Here is an 18,529-nt window from a genome sequence, read left to right as displayed (position 1 = left end):
GAGGCATATGCCGAACTGCGCTATTGCGGGCACGTTCTACCTCAATGTCAACGGACAGCAGATTTCCGCGCGCGGGGCATTCGACATTCAACCGTTGAATTTTGAGCGCTCCGCGGATGCAAACCAGGACGGAACGATCTACATCACGCAGAAGCCGACACCCGCGTCGGCCGAGGGCACGCTGTCGTACTCGAGCGATCTCGATTTGCAGACGCTGTACACCCTGTGCGACGTGCCGGTGACGATCCAACTCGTCAATGGCGATACCTTTGTTTTCTCGAAGGCGCACGTCGTCGGTCAACCGAAGCTGAACACCGAAAAGGGTGAAATCAGCAATTTCAAAATCGCAAGCAAGGCATGTCGTAAGGTGAATGGATCATGAGCGAAACGAAACAGGGAACGATGGTCGATGAAAGCGGTGAGGTAATCGTTCCGCTGAGCAAGCCCCTGATCGATCAGGAGGGGAAATCTCACGACAAACTCGTGCTTAAAGACCCGGACACGACCACCTTCGTCAAGATCGGCGACCCGTTCCGGATGGTCCCGGTGGACGATGGCAGATCGAGCAGCGTCGAGCTCAATCGCGATCGCTTGCTGTCGTACGTGTCTGCGGTTACGGGTATCCACCGCCCGTTGCTGCTCACCATGTCGCGCAAAGACATTTCGGCAGTGACGGATAAGATGTTCTCTTTTTTCGGGTGACGCCGTCGAACCTGGACGAATTGATTGACGATCTGCTGTTCAATGTCAAACTCGATCCGGCGTTTGTGATGGCGCTAAGCCTGCCTGATCTTATTCGGATGCACACTCGAGCCGTTAGCTACGCCGACAGGCATTCCGGGTAACGCATCAACCAGAGCCGCCGATGTGCGGCTCATCAAATTCGATCCGTACCATGTCCACTGCATTCAAGTCTAAGGTCGAGATCACGGCCACTGAGGGCGTCAGCGAGGTCTGCAACAGGATCAACGCGCGGCTCGGCGAGATGGCGCGCGTCGTTCACGACAGGACCAAGTTCATGATGAACGACATGGCGGCTACCGTTGGCGAGAAAATGCAGATGATCGCCAATCACACGAAGGGCCTATGGGGATCCTCGGGCATTCTCGGCGCACTAGGTGGCGCACTGGCGACCGGTGGGGCAGTGGAGAGCCTGAACGAGTTATCCGAAAAGGTCGAGCATCTGAGGATGCAGGGCGCCAGCATCGGTATGCCCGTAGCAGAAATGCAGCGTTGGAGCTATGCGGCTGAGCAGGCAGGCGTGGATGCCGATGTGCTGACGCGCGGCCTGGCGAAGATGGGCGAGACGGCATTTGATGTTGCGCGCGGCAAAGCCAAGGATCAGGCCGAGTTATTTAAACAAATGGGCGTCGCAGTGAAGGACGCGAAGGGGAACGTGCGCGGCATCACCGATGTCGCAATGGACGTTGCATCACGATTCAAGGAACACATGGATCGGATCAACAAGCTTCGCGATCAGGGAAATGCATCGCTCGCCGGGCGTCTCGAATCCGAGAGCAACAATGCTGCGCAGAAGATGTTCGGCATGAAAGCGCGGGAAGTGGCAGCACTCATGGCCGAAGGCAAGGAAGGGATTCGCAAGGCATTTGCCGAGGCTGACAGTACAGGCGGGGTATTCTCGGACGAACAGGTCGAGAAGGTTGAGAAGTATGCGAAGTCGCTGAAAAAGCTCGAATTTGCGAAGCAGGGGCTCTTGGTGAACCTGTTCGCGGACAAGATGGAATGGCTCGCGAACAAGGCGTCGGGTCTCGCAAGCAAGATCGGCGCGTTCGAAAAAGCGCATCCCGCGCTGTTCAAGATCGCGAGCGGAGCAATCGCGGCGGCCGGTGGCCTGATCGTGTTAGCCACCACGGCGAGGCTGGCGCAGATGGGTTTCACTTTCCTCGCCGGGGGGCAACTCGTGACCGAGATTCGCGAGGTTGGTCTGGCTGCTGCGATGTCAGCCAGGATGGTCGGATTAATGGGCGGCGCGGCTCGAGCAGCGGGCGGTGCATTGCGGGCGATCACGAGCATGAATCCATGGTTGCTTGCGCTCTCCGCGGCTGCTGCTCTCATCTATTACAACTGGGACAAGATCCAGCCTGTTGTTGAGAAGGTATGGAGCAATCTGGTTGGCGTTTGGGATGCGGTCGAGCCACTGGTTGAGGCATTCGGTAGTGGTGTATGGGAGATTTTTCGTTCTGCTCTGGGAGAGATTGGGGATACCCTTTCGCTAGTCTGGACGTCGTTGAGCGAGGTGGGTAAGTCGTTCGATAGCGTTGACACTGCGGTTGGAGATGCCGGCGCAAAGTTTGAAATCGCCGCTGGATTCGCGAATGCATTTAGCGTTGCGCTCGCGGCGGTGCAGGTTGTGGCGGACCTGGTCTCCGGCACCATCAGAGCGATTGCGGCATCGATCGACATCATCTCGGGAAAGATCAAGAGCGTTCAAGCTGCGGCAGACAAGGGCGGATTCATGGCCGGGGTTGCAAGTCTGTTTAACGCAAACGGCGAAGACCAGAAGATCATCGACGCTGCCACGAAGAAGGCGAATCTCGTCGGTTTCGGCGACAAGCTTACGGGTCACCTGAAAGCGCTGAATGATTCGACCATTAACCCTGTCACCGCGGGAGAGATGCGGGATCGCGCGCAAGAAAATGCGCGCCTCCTGGGGCGAGCGCCCGCGCGGACGATCAGCGAGCGACCGCAAGAGGTCAAGATGGCGGGACCCGTGGAGGTCAACACAAAGGGCAAGCTCGGCATCGACCTGCGCATCTCGGCCGATCAGGGGTTGAAGGTCTCCCAGTCGGGCGTCGATAAGAGCGGGGCGCCGAATATCGTCGGAAACGTCGGGGTATCGACGGTGACGCCATGACAGACATCATTCAGCCGTATATCACCAAGGCGTCGTTTCGAGGCATTGAGTTCGAAACGGCCGATCTTGGTGACGGAGGCGGTCGCCGCGTCATCACGCACGAATTTCCGAACCGGGAAGACTGGTACAACGAAGATAACGGCATGTCCCCGGACACGGGGAAGCTCGAGGGCTATATCACCGAGCCGAATTTGGCGAGAAAGCGTGACGAGCTCAAGGCGGCATTCAAGCAACCCAGTGCCGGGTCGTTGTATCACCCATACGAACGGAGATACATCAGCGCGCGGATCAAGACGTGGGAGATTCGCGCGTCGAAAGACGTGCTCGGGCGATTTGACGTATCGATCGAATTCGTTCGGGAAAGTGGTGACGCGTCGCCGCTTCAGGTCACCAACAACACGGGCCTGATTGCCGACACGGCGCAGTCGCTCGCCGATCAAGCAGTCGCGGCGTATCTCGACGCGATCAACGCTGGCGACATGACGCGCGACGTGCGGCAGCTGGTCGATGGCTATCTGTCGACTGCAATCGCGTGGGTGGGGCAGGCAAACACGCTTTCGTTCATCGCGACAAATTTCGACTTGCGGGGCTTGATTGCCGTTGTCGCAGCATTTGCACCCGGCACATTCGGGACGCTTGACACCGCGCTGTCCGTCGTGGACCTCGTGCAGGGACTGACCGCGGTATTTGACGACCGCATCGATCAGCCTCAGGTGACGATGAGCGGTGCGCCGGAGCTGGACGTTGAGACGTCTCCGATGACGGATTTCCAGCCTTATGCACTCTTGATGCAGTCTCTGCGCGATACGTCAGATATTTCGCTGCCGCGCGTCGCCGGGACGTCCGGTCAGATTGTGATTCTCAACAATGCTGCACAAGCGATCGAATCGCTTGTGTCGCGTACCGCGCTCGGCGAGTTGGGAAAGGCCGTGCTCGACGCGGATTATCCGGATCGCGATAGCGCGATGGCGGCGCGTTACGACTTTGCGCAGCGCGTGCTGAACGCACAGTCGCAGGCGGCTATCGATGGACAGATGGAAATCCACCAGATGTTCTCGGACATGTTGCGGTACGTCGGTGAACAGTTCGCGACGGTCTCCGACGACTTGCAGCCGCTCGATACGCTCAATGGCACCGTGCGTCGAACCTCGCTGTCGGTGGCCTACGATCTGTATGACGACCCGACCCGCGCGCTCGAGCTGATTGATCGCAATGGCGCGATGAATGGATCATTCTTGCCGCCTCAGATTCAATATGCCCGTGACGCAACAGACTGACTACCCAAACCTTGTCACGCTCGAGGTTGACGGGCTGACATTCGAAGGCTGGAAGTCGGTGAAGGTGACGCAATCGATCAAGCACGGTGCGATCGCGTTCGGGCTGGATGTCACTGAGCGATGGTACGGCCGTAGCGAGGCATGGCGGATCCAGCCAGGCGCGTCCGCCCGATTGTTCATTGACGGGACGCTGGTGTGCACGGGCTATGTCGATGCGCTGGAGATCCAGATTGGCGAGACAGAACATACGGTCAATATCTCGGGCCGGTCCAAGGCCGGCGATCTGATTGACTCGTCGACGGTCGTGCCAGGCGGAAATTTCCGTGGCGCCGACGCCATGTCGATCATCTCGGCCATCGTCAAACCCTATGGAATCGGGATACACACTGATCCGGAGTCGGATGCGCCGTCGCGCGTCGCCAATGCGCGATTCAACGGAAAGGGCGCGGCAATCGTGAAAAAGACCTCGAAGGGCGGCAAGGGAAAGAGCGGCACGGGCGCGCGCAGTGCAGGACGCCAGCGCATCGGTAACTTTGAAATCAATCAAGGAGAAAAGGCATATGACACAATCCAAAGGCTGTGCAAGCTGTCGGGCCTTCTGGTCTTCAGCCGCCCGGATGGAGATCTCCAAATTGCCCGATCTGGCAGCGACCGCTATTCGTTCGCGCTACCTCACGTCAAACACGCCGCAGCAAAATTCGATTGGACCAAGCGCTTCTCCCAGTACATCGCAAAAGGGCAGCAGAGCGACCCTGATTTCGGAAATGTTGGGTCGGCTGCGGTAGTCTGGACGAACGCGCAGCACGCGGCTTACGTCAAGAAGGCGCAGGCGCATCTTGCGCCGTCCGCGACCGTCAATGATCCAGCAATCGCGAACTACACCAGCCCGACCGGCAAGACGACGACCCGGTACCGCCCGTGCATCGTGCGTCCGGAGGGGCCAACGGATCCGGGCGTTACGCTCGAGCGCGCGCAATGGCAGATGTCGCGCGACTATGGCGAGTCGGTCAACCTCAAAGTAACCGTTCAGGGCTTTCATGCGCCCGATGGTTCGCTGTGGCAGGTGAACCGACTGATTCGGGTGACTGACGACCGGCTCAATCTCGATCATGAACTGCTGATCGCGAGTGTCGAACATCGGAAGGACGCGTCGGGAACGGTGACCGAAATGGAACTCGCGCCGCAAGGCGCCTATACGCCCGAGCCTGTCTCGGCGACGTCGGCTGGCAAATCGACAGGGAAGGCCGGGACCTCACCGCTCTGGACCCGGTAGCGAGAGAATTTCTATGAGTGACGCGAATCAGCGCGCCCGAACTACGTTCCGGCGCGCTTTTGTCGTTGGTGTTGCCAATGCGGCCAACAAGGTATTGACGCTGGTTGGGCTTGCGGATCAACAGAAGACAGCGGAGTGGATCGAGCCGTACGGCCTGGCCGCAATGCCGAAGATTGGATCGGAAACCATCGCGCAGTGCATCGACGGCGACGAGTCGCACAACGTCGTGGTGGTCGTGGGCGACCGGCGTTTCCGCTATGACGTTGCCGACGGTGAGGTTGCTGTGTATTCGTTCATCAATGCAAGTCGGCCGCATCGAATCCACTTCAAGAACGACGGAACGATCCAGTTGCTCGGCGACGAACTCCGTATCGAAGTGCCGCAGGGCGCAGATCTCATAGGCGATCTTCGTATTACCGGCAACGTGACGCTTGTCGGCAATTTCGATCAGACCGGCGAACAGACCGTTACCGGTGACGTGACGGCAAGCGGAACGGTGACTGGCAAGACGGACGTGGTGTTCTGCAACGTCTCCGGCGGTCGCCATCGGCATGACGAAGTTCAACGTGGCACGGATCTGTCGGGAGGTCCGCAATGATTCAGTGCACGCCGACGTATGGAGACGGGTGGGATTTTGTCGTCATGCCGGACCCGATGAACATGTCGGATTTCTCGAATCTGCCGGACTGGCAGGTACGCAACGGCGATCTGGCGGCCGACAACCAGTTGCACAGCGCGGTAATCATTCAGCTCTTTACTGAAGCGCGCGCGCCGGTCGATTGTCCCTTCCTCGATAACCCTGAAGACCGCCGCGGATGGTGGGGCGATATCTACAGCCCATTCCCGCCCGGAAGCCTTCTATGGGTGCTGTATCGACAGGCGTTGACGGACAAGGTGATCGAGTACGCAGGGTCGTATGCGAGCGACGCCATGCAGCGACTCGTTGATCAGGGTGCAGCCGCGCGGCAGCAGTGCGTTGTCGCTGCGAACAAACCTCAAGGCGCGATGTTCATCAATCCCGTGCTCTACGGGCGCGACGGGCGAATTATCTATAGCCGGGAGTTCCGGCGTTACTGGACCTGAACGGAATGGATCAACCGACTCAAGACAGCCTCATTGAGCGGATGCGGCAAGCCTTTCGCGCGAAGCTGCCGAATTCAGATGCGTGGATTTTCCCGAACAACCTGTGGATCGCGGCAACGGTTGTCGGCGGAATGCTTTGGGAGCTTTATGCACAGGCGGTAAATATTCTGCGTCAGGCGATGCCTGACAGAGCAACGGGCGTGTGGCTCCAGCGATGGGCAAACCTATTCCGCGTCTATATCAAGATGCCGACAGCGGCGATTGGGCCAGTCGCCGTCACAGGCATCGCCAATACGCCAATTCCCGCCGGAACGATCTTTTCTCGCGAGGACGAGACCCAGTACACCACGCAGGCGGATGCTGAGCTCGACGCGACAGGAAACGGGATCGTGAACGTGATGGCGACTACGACCGGCTCAGCGACGAATGCGCTGGCAGGCGAGCCGCTGTCGCTCATGTCGAGCGTGCCGGGTCTGGATTCTGACGCGACGGTGGGGGCTGCTGGCCTTGGCGGTGGCGCCGACATCGAGAACGACGACGATCTGCGGGCGCGGATGATCGCGCGTATGCAACGCCGCAACCGGTACGGCACGCTGCAGGACTACGTGGACTGGGCGCTGGAGGTACCGGGTGTTACGCGAGCCTGGGCGTATGCGGCTGGCAACGTCATCAACGTCTATTTCATGATGGACAACGCCTATCCGAACACCTACGGAATTCCCCAGCAAACCGATGTAGCGATCGTGCAAGCCTACCTCTCTGATCCGTGCCGCAAGCCAGTTGGCGCGATTCCGATGGCACGGTTGCCGGTCGGCGTACCGCTCAATCTGACGATCCGGTGTCCGAGTCCGTTCAACCAGACAATTCAGGATGATGTGCAAAGCGACGTTGACAGTTATCTCGTCCGCACGGCATCGCCTGGTCGCGGTTATACGGCTCAAGATCTGGGGCGTGTAATCGATACAGCCGCGCTGTTCGACTATTCGATGCCGCAATCGACTTTCGTGCCGAAGCCACCCACGCAGATCTTCACGAATGCCGTGATCGATTGGGAGACGTGCTGATGTCTGATTGCACCATTACCGGCGATAGCTGCGGGTGGAGTGAAGACGAGTACATCACGGCCATTCAGCAGAATTTGCCGAAGGGGCCTATCTGGGATCTCGGCGACGACACGCGGGTTATCAGTCGTTTCTGGCGCGCGATTGCAGTTGGTTTTTCAGAGTGCGCGACTTATCTCTGCGGCATTTTGGCCGAGTTGTTTCCCTGCACGGCAACGACGATGCTCGCGCGGTGGGCCGCGATCTTCGGCTACCCGAGCGACTGTCCGTCTCCACCGCTCACGACCGGGATGCTATGCGAATGGATTCAACTTCAGGACAGCTCGTGCGCCGGCCCGACGTTGAATTTCCTCCAGCAGGTTGCCGCGTGGCTCGGGTATCCGCAAGGCAGCCTCGCGGAGTGGGGGGTGCCGCAGTCTTCGATGGGTTGTGGCCAACTTGGATGTATGCAAATCGGCGGTAGCCCGGACGCTCCTGCGTTGCATGGATGCCGGCAGTTCCTGCTGGTGAATGTCAACGCGAATGCCGACACCGCGAGCGCAGATATGGGCTGCAGCGAGATGGGGTGCAACGATCTTTCATCGGGCAACTGTGCACCACCAGTCGCGACACGTTATGCGCAGATGGGTTCTTGCGGTTTTCAGTTGGGATGCTCGCCGATTTGCGGTGCCGATCCGCCGCCGATTATGTGTCTCATCTCGAAACTCATTCCAGCGCACGTGTGCGTTCAATATCGGGAGTTCTGATCTATGCAAGGCTTCAATATCAACGATGTGCCGGCGCCTGGCACTACGGTTCAGGGGCAGGTGATTCCGCCCACAGGCGGTGGTGGGTGGGGTACGAATTGCCAGCCTGGCGTCGACGGCACCACGCCGGATGCGGACTTCTTTAACGATCTGCTCGGGAACCTGTTGCGCGTATTGCAGGCGGCCGGGGTTGCTCCGACACCGAATCGATACGACGACTTGCTTCAGGCAATTGAGGAATTGATCGGTGCATCCGCGCAGCAACTTCAAACGACGATCTCGAAGCTCGGTCCGTATGTGCGTCAAGGCGGCGGCGCTAATCAAGGTGCCAACCAAATCTATGTTGGCTGGCGTACGACCGGCGGGCTCGCGGTCACGGTGGATCAGACCGATCTCGGTAATGTCGTGTTCGAGGCTGAACTCGCATTGGACGTTGCGAACTTGAACAACTCGATTGGCGGTGTCGCGAATGCCTTGAACGCGGACGTCAACAATTTGCAAGGGCAGATCAATGGCCTCCAGAACAGCATTAACAACAAGCCCCAGGTCGCGCCGAACGGCATCGCGGCGATGTCATGGAGTACGACGCCGGCGTACGGTTCGTCCGCCGGGCCGACCGTTGTCGATGACTTTTTGACCATTGTCTTTGCCAATGGCGAATCGCGCATGATCGCGACCACGACACAGCAGTCGGGGAACTGGTTTACCCCGCGAAACTACACGTCCTTTACTTTCTGAGGAAGCGGCATGAAATACGGTTGTTCTGCCACGTTCAACGGGACCGAGTATTTGACCGTCGTACTCGACTTGTCCCAGGTCCCACATTTCAATCCGGCGTCTCCGCCCAAGAATGCCTATGGCGTGCCCGACTATGCACTGCCTGGATGGATCGTTACGCACGCCGCTGACGGCTCGGTGTCGTTCGCGGCTCCCCCACCATCACCGCCCACTCCGGCGGGGCAGTACGCTGCGGCAGTTGCTCAGGGACTCGTTGTCACGAGCTCCTCGACACCAACGCTGAACGGCACTTACGGCGTTACCGATTCCGACGCCGCCAACATCAGCGCGGAAGCGCAGTTCATCGCGCTGTACCAGGAATTCACGAACGGAGCTACGACCTTTCCATGGGCGGACGCCAGCGGGCAGCCACATGTGTTTCCCGACACAGCGACCTTCATGGCCTTTGCGAAGGCCGCTGCGAAATATGTGTCAGCGTGCAAGCAGGCGCTCGTGGCCCTTCAGGCTGGCGGCACGGCGATGTTCCCCTCCAACGCAGTTGCGATCGGGTGAGCCATGCAGGGTTTTCTCATTGATTCGGTTAGCGTCCCGCCGAACGTTGTGGCTGGACAGACGGTTCCGCCGGTTGGGAACGGCGGATGGGGCCGCGATTGCGCAAAGGGCGTGAACGGCACAAAGGTCAGTGCTGACCCAATGAATGATCTGTTGGGGAACCTGTTGCGGGTACTCCAGGCGGCGAACGTTGCGCCCACCGCGAACCGCTACGACGATCTCGTCGACGCGCTAAACAAGCTTTACCGCGGCGTGTCGTCGGATCAGGGAAATGTGCTGCTGGTCGGCGCCGACGGAAAACCGCTACTCACAGACGCTGTTGTCAAGGCGCATGAGACGGTCACCTCGCAGACATGGGACGCAGTCAACAAGGTCTTGACGTTCACGAACGAGGCGGGCGTAACGCTGACTGTCAATCTTGCGGCCGTCGACGCGCATCTCGCGAGCGCGTCGCTTCAGGCTGGCATTCTTGTGCTTCACGGGGTCGATGGCGAGCCGGATGTCACGGTCGACTTGACGACATTCCTGCAGATGGTGCAGATGCAGGGGAGCCAGAGCATCACGCTGTCGGGCTCCGGAACGGTCGCTTCACCGCTTCAGGCCTCGGTGGTGCTCGACCCTTCAGTCGGCAACCTGCTGAGTGTGAGCCCTGCCGGCCTGCTCGCTAAGCAGGTCAACGCGGACTGGAACGCAACGTCGGGCGTAGCGCAGATCCTGAACAAACCTGCGTCTCTCGCGTCGTTGCCCGGTGTTGTCGTTGAACTTGGCAACAGCGGTCAAGCGAATGGCGGCATCGGAATCGATCAGGGCAGCTGGTATCAGATCGACTTTCGCATCGGTACGAACTTCTTTAACGGTCTGCAGGCGACGATCAATTCCGACGGTACGATGGTGTTGCCGGGCGGCGTCTACATCCTGTGCGGCAACGCGAAAATCATTGCGTGGTCCAGTGACACATACCAGTTGCCGGCACAGATGGTATTTGCAGTCGGCGTCGCATATTCGTTTCCCGGTGTCTATCAGTACGCGGTCCAGCGGTTCGCGGACTACCCATTGTCGACTCAAACGGTCTCAGGTTATTTGGGGTCACTTAATATCAGCGGCGTTCAGCCGAACTGGGGTGGCCAATCGTTATGGATGGGGTTTTCGAAGGTCCTCGGTTCGCAAAGCGCTGCGCCGTTGCACTTGCAAGGCGCGATGACCATTCTGAAAGTCGGTTGAGGCTCGATCATGAAATACCTGTATTTTCCTGACACGTTTCAGTATGCGGGCAGCGTATCAGATGAAACGGATGTGCCGTTCTGCCTTGGGGTAGCTCCACCGGCGAATAGTGGTCCGGGCAGCGTGGTGGTTGCGGACCCGGCGAGCGGCAACTGGGTGATTCGAGCAGAGACAGCTGCTGAGCTAGCTGCCGCGAAGACCGCGCAGACCTCGATCATCAACGCGGCGTGCAATCAGGCACTCGCAGCGATTACAACCGCGTATCCGGATCTCGAGGTCGCAACGTGGGGACAGCAACTCGCCGAGGCGACCGCATACACGGCAAACAACGCGGCAACGACGCTTCTGCTATCGGCAATTGCGCAGGCGTCCGGGCAGGCCGTTGCTGCTCTTGCAGCGGGTGTGCTGCAAAAATCTGCTCCCTATCTCGCAGCGTCGGGCGCAGCGATCGGCAAGCGGCTATCACTCACCGCGCAGATCGCAGGTGCGGCGACGGTCGCCGCTGTGAAGTCAATCAGTTGGTCGTAGACACTCAACTCAGACCGCCTTGATGCGGCTCGCAACGAAACCCGGCCAACGCGCCGGGTTTTTCTTTTGAAGGGGGGCGCATGCCTGAACCTGTTTCGGCGGCCAGCGCAATGTTGGTCGGTGTCGCTGCTGGCGTCGCGCTAGGCGTCATTGAAGCAGAACCCAGACTGGGGATGCTCAGCGGAGTGTTCTGTGGTGCCGTGCTGTTCCTGCTTCGGACTAGGGAGCCGTCGCGCCTAAAGAAGGCTATTTACTTCGGCATTTCGCTTGTCGGCGGCTATGCGATCACGCCAGCGGTACGCGCAGCTGCGGCCTGGCTACCAGAGTGGTTCGCCGCATTTATTTCTGCTGCATCTGTCGTGGTGGTAGCGATGATTGTGCTGGACTGGTCGGAAGTGGCGATACCGCAGATTCTGAACCGCCTCGTTGACATGATATTAGGGAGACAGTCATGAAAGGCCTGATTGTTTATTTTCACGCGCATGGGGCGCTTGACTTCGCGCTCCTGATGAGCAACGGCCTGATTGCTACCGTGATCGTAGGAATCCTGATGTTCACCCGGATGACGGGGGATTCATTGATCGTGCGACGTGCAGCTCTGGTCCGGTATGCGTTCGTGGTCGGCTATGGCGTGCTCGCCATTCGGGTGTGGTTCGGCTACTACCACACTCCCGTGGAGCCAACTGAAGTTGCGGTCAATGCGGTGGTGTTGTGGCTTATTCGACTTGTGCGGGGAGATTTTGTGATCGCAATGCATGCCGTGAGGCTGATCCGCGCGAGGCGAGCCTCATGACGTCGGGCGGGGTGGCAAAAGGAGAGGATTATGGAATGGTCAGATATCGCAGCGGGCGTCGGCAGCGCTGCGCCGGTCATCAGCAGGCTATTGGATGGCCCTGCGGGTGCCGCAGTGGGTGCCTTGATCGCGGCGGTGCTGGGTACCGATGCGACGCCGCCGGCGGTGTCCGCCGCGCTTGCCTCTGATCCCGATGCGCCCGTGAAGCTGCAGGGGCTGCAAGCCAATGTAAAGGCCCTGGTGCAGCAGTTGGCTGCCACGGCCGAGTTGAATCGTCCGCAGGCGGCGGCTGCGTCGTACACGAGCCAGGCGATTGGTCACGATAGTGCACCGTATTCTGCCGCACACCCGCCTCACGACTGGGTGCGACCGGCAATCACTTTCTGGCTGCTTTCTGGTGGGCTCGGTATCGTCGCCGCGATCTTGAGTGGGACAGCCGACGAACTGCTGAAGAACCCGACGGCGAGCATGACGGTCGGTGCTCTCATCGCGCAGTGGTTCAACGAGTTGAAGGGTTCGCTTTCGTTCTATTTCAGAGGCGCGACCGAACACTCAACACAATCCGCGGCTGACAAAGGCACAGCCGATCATGGGAGGTATCCATCGTGACGCCACAACAATTTATTGCCGCGATCGCACCGGCGGCACGGGCATGCGCCCGGACAGCCCGAGTACCGGCGAGCGTCACGGTCGCACAGGCAGCGCTCGAGTCGGGGTGGGGGCTACACGCACCTGGGCTGAACCTGTTCGGCATCAAGGCCGACAGGTTCTGGCACGGGCCGTTCACGACGCAGCTTACGCACGAGGTTACTGACGGCAGGGTGGTGCAGGTCACCGCGCGCTTCCGCGCCTATGAAAACTGGCTGGGCAGCATTGATGATCACGCTGCGTTTCTGATCCGGAATCCGCGTTACAAACCGGCTTTCGCCTGCACGAACGGTCCCGCGTTCGCGACGGCAATAGCGCGTTGTGGCTATTCGACTGCGCCAACCTACGCCGCAATGGTGATCGCGATCATCCGAGCCCACCACCTTACTTTGCTCGACGTCGCCTGATCGGCCCAGAGCTGTCATTTTCCCGTTGTTCATGTCGCCGCCTCGAGCGGCTTTTTTTCTTTTTGGAGAAGCACTATGAAAACAGCACTGTGGATGAAGTTTGTCGCGACGATTTTGCTGATTGCCTTGTGGGCGCTGCTCGTTTTCTTTCGGGGAGCTGACCAGCAACAGTTGATCTTCGCCATCGGGCAGGCTCTGGTCGGGCTCGGGGTGTATCACGCTGCCAAGAACCAGCCGTCGAGCTCCTCGTCCTTGACGAACCTGATCACGGGTATCCAGTCGACGATCGATCCAGCAGTAACCAGCGAAGAGGCGCTGTCCGAGGCGGCAGCGCAAACGGCGCCCAACGCTCAGCCGGTTGCCGCAGCGCCGGTGTCACCGGTTGCCCCGGCGCCCGTGCCTGCGCAAGCACTCGTGGTGCCGCCGGCCGCCGCTGCCCAACCGCAGCAGCAGGCTACGTTGCAGTAACCATCACTGCCGCAAGCGCGGCACAACCCACTCTCCCGTCAATCTGTTACCGCGTCCGCGGCACAACTCCGAAGGACAACCATGAATCGCATGCTGCAAATCGCGGCAGGACTGCTCCTGCTCGCTCAAATCACCGCGTGCAGCACTGCGGCCCAGCAGAAATTCGCCGCTGTTATTGGCGATATCCAAACCCGCGTGGGTAACGCATGTGCCTTCTTCAACCCGGTGGCAACGGACGCGCAAATGTTGTACACGCTCGACCCCGATGTGGATCTGGCGATCGACGACATGAAGGCGCTGTGCGCGACGAACGCCACGATCGACGCGAGCACGGTTCAGACGCTCGCGCAAACCACGATCCCGGTTGCTGTGAAAAAGCTGGCGTCAATGCCCAACGTCTCGCCATCGCTCAAGCAGGAGATCGGCGGCGCGCTGACACTCGCCAACGGCGCGTTGAACGCTGCTGCGACGACGTATGCGCCGGCCACGCCGACGGCCGCATCTGCGCCGGAAGCGGCATCGACGCCGCCCGCTGGCGGGGCACCGATCCAGTAGCGTGAGGCGCGCCATGACACCACGAGACTACGCGTTACTCGCGCAGCGCGCTTACACGTCGCCGCCTCAAATAGGCGCCGAGGCGAGCGCCGCGCGTGCGATCGTGGAGGGGAGTGCGATCGCATTCCCTGGCACGAACAACATCGCGTGCTGGCTTGCAGATCTGGACGTTGAGATTGTGAATGTTCCGGATCTCGGTGTGCTGCACGCAGGATTCTGGCAGGCGTTCTGTTCGATCCGCGATCCGTTGATGGCGTTGCCGACGCCTGACGTGGCGGTTGGGCACAGCGAAGGTGCGGCGCTGGCGCTGCTATATGCCGGCGTACTGTGTCTTGCGGGCCGGGCGCCACAGGAGGTCTACGCCTTCGAGCCGCCCCGCGTCAGCGTCGACGACACGCTCGGAGCGCTGTTGCAAGCGAACGGCGTGCAGGTGCATCTCTATCGCAACGGTGAGGATGTCGTGCCTCTAGTACCGCGTCTGCTTCACCCGTGGCAGCACCCAGGGCCGCTTACCCCGATCGGCACACCGTCGCTGCCGGTGCCAAACGTCGAGGATCACTTCATCGAGCGCGTGATCGCGGCACTGTCGGCGTCGTAACGAACAACAATGGTGCTCGGGGTGCGGTTGGTACTCGTATGAAAATCAGTGAAGCCTTGTGGTCATTCCTTCGCGGGGGTGACCTTGATAAGCGGCTTCAGATCTGGATTGGATAGCGCAAGCAAATTGAGCGTCGCCCCGCCGAATTGGCGAGCAAACTCGTCATCGAAGGTGTAGTTGTAGTCTGCTACAGGCAGTTCCAGAGGGAACAGTCGTTGAGTGACGGCCAGCACCTTGGAGACATCGAGCGTGTACGAAATCAGCGCCTGTTTCTCATCTGACCACATGACCACGACACACCGTTTTTCCGGATGATTTGCCATCAATAGCCTCTGCACTGTTGGTAGTTTTCGAATGCCCGCTGTGAGCACGCATCCATGAACCGTTGCCCCCCCATTGCACTCCGAAAGGCTGTGCATTCGTCCATGTCGCGTTCGTACTGTGCAAAGCATTCAGCCTCGTCCGCCTCGCTGACGCCACGAGCCGCGATGTCCATCGCATCGCCCGAATTGGTATCGTCGGCCAGCTCGAACGGCTGCGCATCGCCAAGCGGCGTGTCATCACCCGCGCTGGCGTCGTCCGTGGCTGTGACATAGTCACCATCGAGCGCACCGTTCGCAACCGTCTCAGCAACGCCGAGCCAGTCGAAACCGCCACTAGCGCCTGCGCTTTCCACCGCCGTCGACGCGTCCCCGAGCGTCGGTCCACCGCTCACTACCGCTGATAGCCCGTAGCGCGCCGTTGGCACCGATGTACCACCACCATATGACTGGGGCCACCGCTCCGGAGCGGGCGCCGGCCTGAACGTCCTCTGATACGAGCGCCAATCGCGGTCGACAACCGGCACCAGCCTGCCGTCCTCAACGGCCTGTTTGAGCAGCCGCTCGATGCTCGCGTTGTCGGTGGGCAAGTTCCAATGTACGACGTTCAGGTGATCACCGAGGAACGAAGTGATTGCCATAATGTCGGTCGGGATCAGCCGACGGAAGTCATAGTTTGGCCGGAAATATCGCAAGAAGGTGCACCTGTCATCCTCACGCTGGCGGTGTTCCGCCTCATCCTCGGCGTCGCGCCTAGAAAGCCACGACCAGCTATGCCGGTTGGTTGACCTGTTGCGGTCCCGGTCTCGATCCCGTTCGCGCGCCCATTGGCGCCGGCGCGCCTGCTCTTCGTACTCGCAACGCAACATGAGGGTGCATTGCCAAGTTCCGATATCGAGTGGGACGTGGAGTGCGTTATACGACATGTGCCGTTCCCACCCGTGCGGCGGTTGCCGCGCAGCATCGCCCATTCCGGCCACCCCGTAATCCCATCGGCATAGGTCGTCTCACATTGGTCCGAGGTGGGTATTCGTATCACGAAATAAGAGCTTTATGTGCAGTCGTTGCAATCCTTGACAATGTCGAATGGGGGAGGTGCGGCTTCCAGCCGCAATTAACCATGGGAATTCCAATCGTGCCGTGGATCGGTGGCAAGCGCCGTCTCGCTGAGCATTTGTTGCCGCGCTTCCCGAAGCACGAATGTTATGTCGAAGTTTTCGCTGGCGGCGCGGCCCTCTATTTCATGCGGCCGCCGGCAGCCGTCGAGGTGATCAACGATATCAACGGTGAGCTGATCAACCTGTACCGGGTCGTACAAAACCACCTCGAGGAATTCGTGCGCCAATTCAAATGGGCGCTGTCGAGCCGCCAGGTGTTCAAGTGGCTGCAGGACACTCCGCCGGAGACGTTGACCGATATCCAGCGGGCGGCGCGCTTTTACTACCTGCAGCAAAATTGCTTCGGCGCGCGGATAGAGTCCCAGACATTCGGTACCGCAACCACGTCCCCACCGGGGCTTAATCTGCTGCGCCTCGAGGAGTCGCTTTCCGCGGCGCATTTACGATTGTCCGGCACGTACATCGAGCGCCTCGACTGGAAAACCTGTATCGGGCGCTATGACCGGTCGCACACGTTTTTCTACTTGGACCCGCCATACTGGCAGACGGAAGGCTATGGCGTGCCATTTCCGTTGTCCGAATACGAGGAGATGGCAAAGCTGCTTCGCACGATCAAGGGGAAAGCGATCCTCAGCCTGAACGACCATCCATCGATCCGAACGACGTTCGATGGCTATCAGATCGATAACGTCGAGATCGACTACACCGTCGGCGGTGCTGAGCACGCAGCTGCGCGCACTGAGCTGATCATTTACAGTTGGGACACAGCTGCAGATCCACCGGGCCTCTTTTGACCCTGGAACCGCCGGATCGCGTTAAATTACCGCTCCGCCTTATTTCTCACGCATTTGATGAAAGCCTGTCGACGTGGCGTTGTAATCGATCTTGACCGTGTTCCGATCGCGCTTCGTCTCGTCGAGGCGGCGCGTTTGCGGCTTCCCGAATGCGTGCCATCGGGCCGCTTCGATGTCGGTCATCCAGAAGCTGGTCTGTTTCATGCCGCCCCAATAGCCATCCTCAAAGAATTCCCACCGATATTCCCAGATCGGATCCATGGCATGCCCCTTCAAACACTGTATGGATGTACAGTATATCGCCATGCAAGGGTGTCTAATAATTGCCATTCCGTTCCCTGCAAACCCGCGTCGCTTCGTGCCAATTTCTTAGGCAATTCATTAGACACGTGAGCGCTCAAAGCCTTATTCTGAAAGGCTTAGATGAGCGTTTACATTTCTCATTTGGGATCAGAGGGTCGAAGGTTCGAATCCTTTCGCTCCGACCAAAGAAATCAAGGACTTACGGTGTCATGCCGTAAGTCCTTTTTCTTTTTCTGGCTCGGCCATCAAGACGCGCGCGGCTCCGGCGGCCCGCCGACGCCGACCGGCAGCGGCGTCGCGTCTGGATCGACAACCGCGACGACCTGCGCCCGCATACCCTTCTCGTAAGCATCGTCATGCAGCGCGATCGTTCGCGCGATGGCCGCGTCGCCGTGCTGGTGCATGAACACGGGGTCTTCGCTTTGCGTCGTGCGGGGGATCGTATTGCGACGATACGGTTCAGTGTGCATCAATCGCACCATCAAGTCCTCCGGAAAGAAGACCTGTCCGACATGCGCTACATGCTCGCCGGCGAGCGACGTGTCCGGCATGCGCACTTTGAAGTGGATGTGGTTCGTGCGTCCCATATAAAGTCCCGGAACGATCGTGCGAAACGTGACGTTGCCTCTGGTATCCGCGCGTTGAATTCCGCGAAGAAAAGTCAGCTTGTCGGTGGGCTGGCTTTGCGGCGGTGGACCAGGCGGTAGACCGTCGTGCGTGGGGCCGCCGTGCGATGGATCTCCCCAGCCAGTCGGCGGCGGGCCGGGCGGCATGGTGGGCGGACTGTCGCTCGGCTTCGCGAAGCCCGAATAGACGCCCCGCGCGTCGCAATGCCAGATATCGACGATCGCGTTGGCAAGCGGCGCGCAGCGGCGCTTGTCGATGATCGCGATATCGAGAATCAAAGGAACGCCTGCTTTTCCTTCGGTGATATCGCTGCGCAGCAGGTTGTCTTGCAGATAGTACGGTCCGATTTCCTGCTCCGCGCTGAGCTTGCACAGGCTCGCGTCCTGCGATTGCGCGGCCTCGCTCCTGAGCGGAAATTGAAGCGCTGTGCCGAGGGCGAGCGATGTGGTTAGGAAGCGGCGGCGTGAAAAATGTCTGTCGAAGATCATGTTGAGCCCTGGGTTGAATGGCGCGTTTTTTCGAGTGGCGCGCTTTCCCCCAATCT

25 protein-coding genes are annotated in these 18,529 nt (G+C 59.6%); 21 read left to right on the top strand and 4 right to left on the bottom strand.

The genetic code is table 11. The annotated features are described in order from the left end of the window. Positions 1-7: 7 nt before the first annotated feature. The 20 genes from FAZ95_RS13800 to FAZ95_RS13705 all read left to right on the top strand — a co-directional run bounded on the left by FAZ95_RS13800 (position 8) and on the right by FAZ95_RS13705 (position 14,823). Positions 8-382 carry a phage tail tube protein gene (locus FAZ95_RS13800; protein ID WP_137332976.1) on the top strand — a complete coding sequence of 125 codons (375 nt, stop codon included), beginning with the start codon at positions 8-10 and terminating at the stop codon, positions 380-382. Further along, positions 379-702, top strand: a complete 324-nt coding sequence (locus FAZ95_RS13795; protein WP_137332975.1) for a hypothetical protein — start codon at positions 379-381, stop codon at positions 700-702. The genes FAZ95_RS13800 and FAZ95_RS13795 overlap by 4 nt, the downstream gene beginning before the upstream one ends. A 193-nt stretch (positions 703-895) precedes the next feature. Next, a complete protein-coding gene (locus tag FAZ95_RS13790) occupies positions 896-2,875 on the top strand; it encodes a phage tail tape measure protein (protein ID WP_137332974.1) in 1,980 nt (659 codons plus the stop codon). Next, a complete protein-coding gene (locus FAZ95_RS13785; protein WP_137332973.1) occupies positions 2,872-4,152 on the top strand; it encodes a DNA circularization N-terminal domain-containing protein in 1,281 nt (426 codons plus the stop codon). The genes FAZ95_RS13790 and FAZ95_RS13785 overlap by 4 nt, the downstream gene beginning before the upstream one ends. Beyond that, complete coding sequence (locus FAZ95_RS13780) at positions 4,130-5,425, top strand: phage baseplate assembly protein (protein WP_217497398.1); 1,296 nt, start codon at positions 4,130-4,132, stop codon at positions 5,423-5,425. The genes FAZ95_RS13785 and FAZ95_RS13780 overlap by 23 nt, the downstream gene beginning before the upstream one ends. Before the next feature lie 13 nt (positions 5,426-5,438). After that, positions 5,439-6,023, top strand: a complete 585-nt coding sequence (locus FAZ95_RS13775; protein WP_137332971.1) for a phage baseplate assembly protein domain-containing protein — start codon at positions 5,439-5,441, stop codon at positions 6,021-6,023. Between the two features lie 44 nt (positions 6,024-6,067). Beyond that, a complete protein-coding gene (locus tag FAZ95_RS13770) occupies positions 6,068-6,508 on the top strand; it encodes a phage GP46 family protein (protein WP_175425598.1) in 441 nt (146 codons plus the stop codon). Positions 6,509-6,513: 5 nt separating this feature from the next. Continuing rightward, positions 6,514-7,572: a baseplate J/gp47 family protein gene (locus tag FAZ95_RS13765; RefSeq protein ID WP_137332969.1), complete on the top strand. Its 1,059-nt coding sequence runs from the start codon at positions 6,514-6,516 to the stop codon at positions 7,570-7,572. After that, positions 7,572-8,315 (top strand): hypothetical protein, encoded by a 744-nt coding sequence (locus tag FAZ95_RS13760; protein ID WP_137332968.1) that lies wholly within the window; start codon positions 7,572-7,574, stop codon positions 8,313-8,315. Before FAZ95_RS13765 ends, FAZ95_RS13760 begins: the two co-directional genes overlap by 1 nt. Positions 8,316-8,318: 3 nt before the next feature. Further along, the gene (locus tag FAZ95_RS13755) at positions 8,319-9,053 is read left to right on the top strand and encodes a hypothetical protein (protein WP_137332967.1); all 735 of its coding nucleotides are present in this window, start codon (positions 8,319-8,321) and stop codon (positions 9,051-9,053) included. A gap of 9 nt (positions 9,054-9,062) precedes the next feature. Further along, on the top strand, positions 9,063-9,605 hold the full coding sequence (locus FAZ95_RS13750; protein ID WP_137332966.1) for a DUF4376 domain-containing protein: 543 nt from the start codon (positions 9,063-9,065) through the stop codon (positions 9,603-9,605). Positions 9,606-9,608: 3 nt separating this feature from the next. Beyond that, entirely contained in the window at positions 9,609-10,826 is a 1,218-nt protein-coding gene (locus FAZ95_RS13745) for a hypothetical protein (protein ID WP_137332965.1), read from the top strand. Positions 10,827-10,835: 9 nt separating this feature from the next. After that, entirely contained in the window at positions 10,836-11,354 is a 519-nt protein-coding gene (locus tag FAZ95_RS13740; protein ID WP_137332964.1) for a hypothetical protein, read from the top strand. An 80-nt stretch (positions 11,355-11,434) separates the two neighbouring features. Then, the gene (locus tag FAZ95_RS13735; protein ID WP_137332963.1) at positions 11,435-11,809 is read left to right on the top strand and encodes a putative holin; all 375 of its coding nucleotides are present in this window, start codon (positions 11,435-11,437) and stop codon (positions 11,807-11,809) included. Continuing rightward, entirely contained in the window at positions 11,806-12,147 is a 342-nt protein-coding gene (locus FAZ95_RS13730; protein WP_137332962.1) for a hypothetical protein, read from the top strand. The genes FAZ95_RS13735 and FAZ95_RS13730 overlap by 4 nt, the downstream gene beginning before the upstream one ends. Before the next feature lie 30 nt (positions 12,148-12,177). Beyond that, positions 12,178-12,756, top strand: coding sequence for a hypothetical protein (locus tag FAZ95_RS13725; RefSeq protein ID WP_137332961.1), 579 nt, complete (start codon positions 12,178-12,180; stop codon positions 12,754-12,756). Further along, the gene (locus tag FAZ95_RS13720; RefSeq protein ID WP_137332960.1) at positions 12,753-13,202 is read left to right on the top strand and encodes a glycoside hydrolase family 73 protein; all 450 of its coding nucleotides are present in this window, start codon (positions 12,753-12,755) and stop codon (positions 13,200-13,202) included. The genes FAZ95_RS13725 and FAZ95_RS13720 overlap by 4 nt, the downstream gene beginning before the upstream one ends. 75 nt (positions 13,203-13,277) lie before the next feature. Continuing rightward, entirely contained in the window at positions 13,278-13,670 is a 393-nt protein-coding gene (locus FAZ95_RS13715) for a hypothetical protein (RefSeq protein WP_137332959.1), read from the top strand. An 81-nt stretch (positions 13,671-13,751) separates the two neighbouring features. Next, positions 13,752-14,225, top strand: a complete 474-nt coding sequence (locus FAZ95_RS13710) for a hypothetical protein (RefSeq protein WP_137332958.1) — start codon at positions 13,752-13,754, stop codon at positions 14,223-14,225. A 13-nt stretch (positions 14,226-14,238) separates the two neighbouring features. Further along, complete coding sequence (locus tag FAZ95_RS13705; RefSeq protein WP_137332957.1) at positions 14,239-14,823, top strand: lipase family protein; 585 nt, start codon at positions 14,239-14,241, stop codon at positions 14,821-14,823. A gap of 62 nt (positions 14,824-14,885) precedes the next feature. On the opposite strand, the gene FAZ95_RS13700 is transcribed toward FAZ95_RS13705, so the two are convergent. Together FAZ95_RS13700 and FAZ95_RS13695 are read right to left on the bottom strand one after the other, a co-directional pair. Next, positions 14,886-15,146 carry a hypothetical protein gene (locus FAZ95_RS13700; RefSeq protein ID WP_137332956.1) on the bottom strand — a complete coding sequence of 87 codons (261 nt, stop codon included), beginning with the start codon at positions 15,144-15,146 and terminating at the stop codon, positions 14,886-14,888. Next, complete coding sequence (locus FAZ95_RS13695; protein WP_137332955.1) at positions 15,146-16,069, bottom strand: hypothetical protein; 924 nt, start codon at positions 16,067-16,069, stop codon at positions 15,146-15,148. The genes FAZ95_RS13700 and FAZ95_RS13695 overlap by 1 nt, the downstream gene beginning before the upstream one ends. Positions 16,070-16,263: 194 nt before the next feature. Here FAZ95_RS13695 and FAZ95_RS13690 point away from each other — a divergent pair, with 194 nt between their 5' ends. Next, positions 16,264-17,055, top strand: a complete 792-nt coding sequence (locus tag FAZ95_RS13690) for a DNA adenine methylase (protein WP_137332954.1) — start codon at positions 16,264-16,266, stop codon at positions 17,053-17,055. Between the two features lie 39 nt (positions 17,056-17,094). Here the strand turns inward: FAZ95_RS13690 and FAZ95_RS13685 are convergent, their stop codons facing one another. Together FAZ95_RS13685 and FAZ95_RS13680 are read right to left on the bottom strand one after the other, a co-directional pair. After that, on the bottom strand, positions 17,095-17,316 hold the full coding sequence (locus FAZ95_RS13685; RefSeq protein ID WP_137332953.1) for a hypothetical protein: 222 nt from the start codon (positions 17,314-17,316) through the stop codon (positions 17,095-17,097). Between the two features lie 287 nt (positions 17,317-17,603). Further along, entirely contained in the window at positions 17,604-18,473 is an 870-nt protein-coding gene (locus FAZ95_RS13680; RefSeq protein WP_137332952.1) for an intradiol ring-cleavage dioxygenase, read from the bottom strand. Positions 18,474-18,529: the final 56 nt, after the last annotated feature.

Source organism: Trinickia violacea, assembly GCF_005280735.1.
In the GTDB taxonomy this organism is placed as follows: Bacteria; Pseudomonadota; Gammaproteobacteria; order Burkholderiales; family Burkholderiaceae; genus Trinickia_A; species Trinickia_A violacea.
Note: the sequence above shows the minus strand (reverse complement) of the source record. Positions and strands in the feature narration are given on the sequence as shown.

Excerpts from the sequence above, each read along its gene's own strand:
- FAZ95_RS13800 (WP_137332976.1), top strand. The coding sequence starts at position 8 with ATGCCGAACTGCGCTATTGCGGGCACGTTCTACCTCAATGTCAACGGA.
- FAZ95_RS13795 (WP_137332975.1), top strand. The coding sequence starts at position 379 with ATGAGCGAAACGAAACAGGGAACGATGGTCGATGAAAGCGGTGAGGTA.
- FAZ95_RS13790 (WP_137332974.1), top strand. The coding sequence starts at position 896 with ATGTCCACTGCATTCAAGTCTAAGGTCGAGATCACGGCCACTGAGGGC.
- FAZ95_RS13785 (WP_137332973.1), top strand. The coding sequence starts at position 2,872 with ATGACAGACATCATTCAGCCGTATATCACCAAGGCGTCGTTTCGAGGC.
- FAZ95_RS13780 (WP_217497398.1), top strand. The coding sequence starts at position 4,130 with ATGCCCGTGACGCAACAGACTGACTACCCAAACCTTGTCACGCTCGAG.
- FAZ95_RS13775 (WP_137332971.1), top strand. The coding sequence starts at position 5,439 with ATGAGTGACGCGAATCAGCGCGCCCGAACTACGTTCCGGCGCGCTTTT.
- FAZ95_RS13770 (WP_175425598.1), top strand. The coding sequence starts at position 6,068 with ATGCCGGACCCGATGAACATGTCGGATTTCTCGAATCTGCCGGACTGG.
- FAZ95_RS13765 (WP_137332969.1), top strand. The coding sequence starts at position 6,514 with ATGGATCAACCGACTCAAGACAGCCTCATTGAGCGGATGCGGCAAGCC.
- FAZ95_RS13760 (WP_137332968.1), top strand. The coding sequence starts at position 7,572 with ATGTCTGATTGCACCATTACCGGCGATAGCTGCGGGTGGAGTGAAGAC.
- FAZ95_RS13755 (WP_137332967.1), top strand. The coding sequence starts at position 8,319 with ATGCAAGGCTTCAATATCAACGATGTGCCGGCGCCTGGCACTACGGTT.
- FAZ95_RS13750 (WP_137332966.1), top strand. The coding sequence starts at position 9,063 with ATGAAATACGGTTGTTCTGCCACGTTCAACGGGACCGAGTATTTGACC.
- FAZ95_RS13745 (WP_137332965.1), top strand. The coding sequence starts at position 9,609 with ATGCAGGGTTTTCTCATTGATTCGGTTAGCGTCCCGCCGAACGTTGTG.
- FAZ95_RS13740 (WP_137332964.1), top strand. The coding sequence starts at position 10,836 with ATGAAATACCTGTATTTTCCTGACACGTTTCAGTATGCGGGCAGCGTA.
- FAZ95_RS13735 (WP_137332963.1), top strand. The coding sequence starts at position 11,435 with ATGCCTGAACCTGTTTCGGCGGCCAGCGCAATGTTGGTCGGTGTCGCT.
- FAZ95_RS13730 (WP_137332962.1), top strand. The coding sequence starts at position 11,806 with ATGAAAGGCCTGATTGTTTATTTTCACGCGCATGGGGCGCTTGACTTC.
- FAZ95_RS13725 (WP_137332961.1), top strand. The coding sequence starts at position 12,178 with ATGGAATGGTCAGATATCGCAGCGGGCGTCGGCAGCGCTGCGCCGGTC.
- FAZ95_RS13715 (WP_137332959.1), top strand. The coding sequence starts at position 13,278 with ATGAAAACAGCACTGTGGATGAAGTTTGTCGCGACGATTTTGCTGATT.
- FAZ95_RS13710 (WP_137332958.1), top strand. The coding sequence starts at position 13,752 with ATGAATCGCATGCTGCAAATCGCGGCAGGACTGCTCCTGCTCGCTCAA.
- FAZ95_RS13705 (WP_137332957.1), top strand. The coding sequence starts at position 14,239 with ATGACACCACGAGACTACGCGTTACTCGCGCAGCGCGCTTACACGTCG.
- FAZ95_RS13700 (WP_137332956.1), bottom strand. The coding sequence starts at position 15,146 with ATGGCAAATCATCCGGAAAAACGGTGTGTCGTGGTCATGTGGTCAGAT.
- FAZ95_RS13695 (WP_137332955.1), bottom strand. The coding sequence starts at position 16,069 with ATGTCGTATAACGCACTCCACGTCCCACTCGATATCGGAACTTGGCAA.
- FAZ95_RS13690 (WP_137332954.1), top strand. The coding sequence starts at position 16,264 with ATGGGAATTCCAATCGTGCCGTGGATCGGTGGCAAGCGCCGTCTCGCT.
- FAZ95_RS13685 (WP_137332953.1), bottom strand. The coding sequence starts at position 17,316 with ATGGATCCGATCTGGGAATATCGGTGGGAATTCTTTGAGGATGGCTAT.
- FAZ95_RS13680 (WP_137332952.1), bottom strand. The coding sequence starts at position 18,473 with ATGATCTTCGACAGACATTTTTCACGCCGCCGCTTCCTAACCACATCG.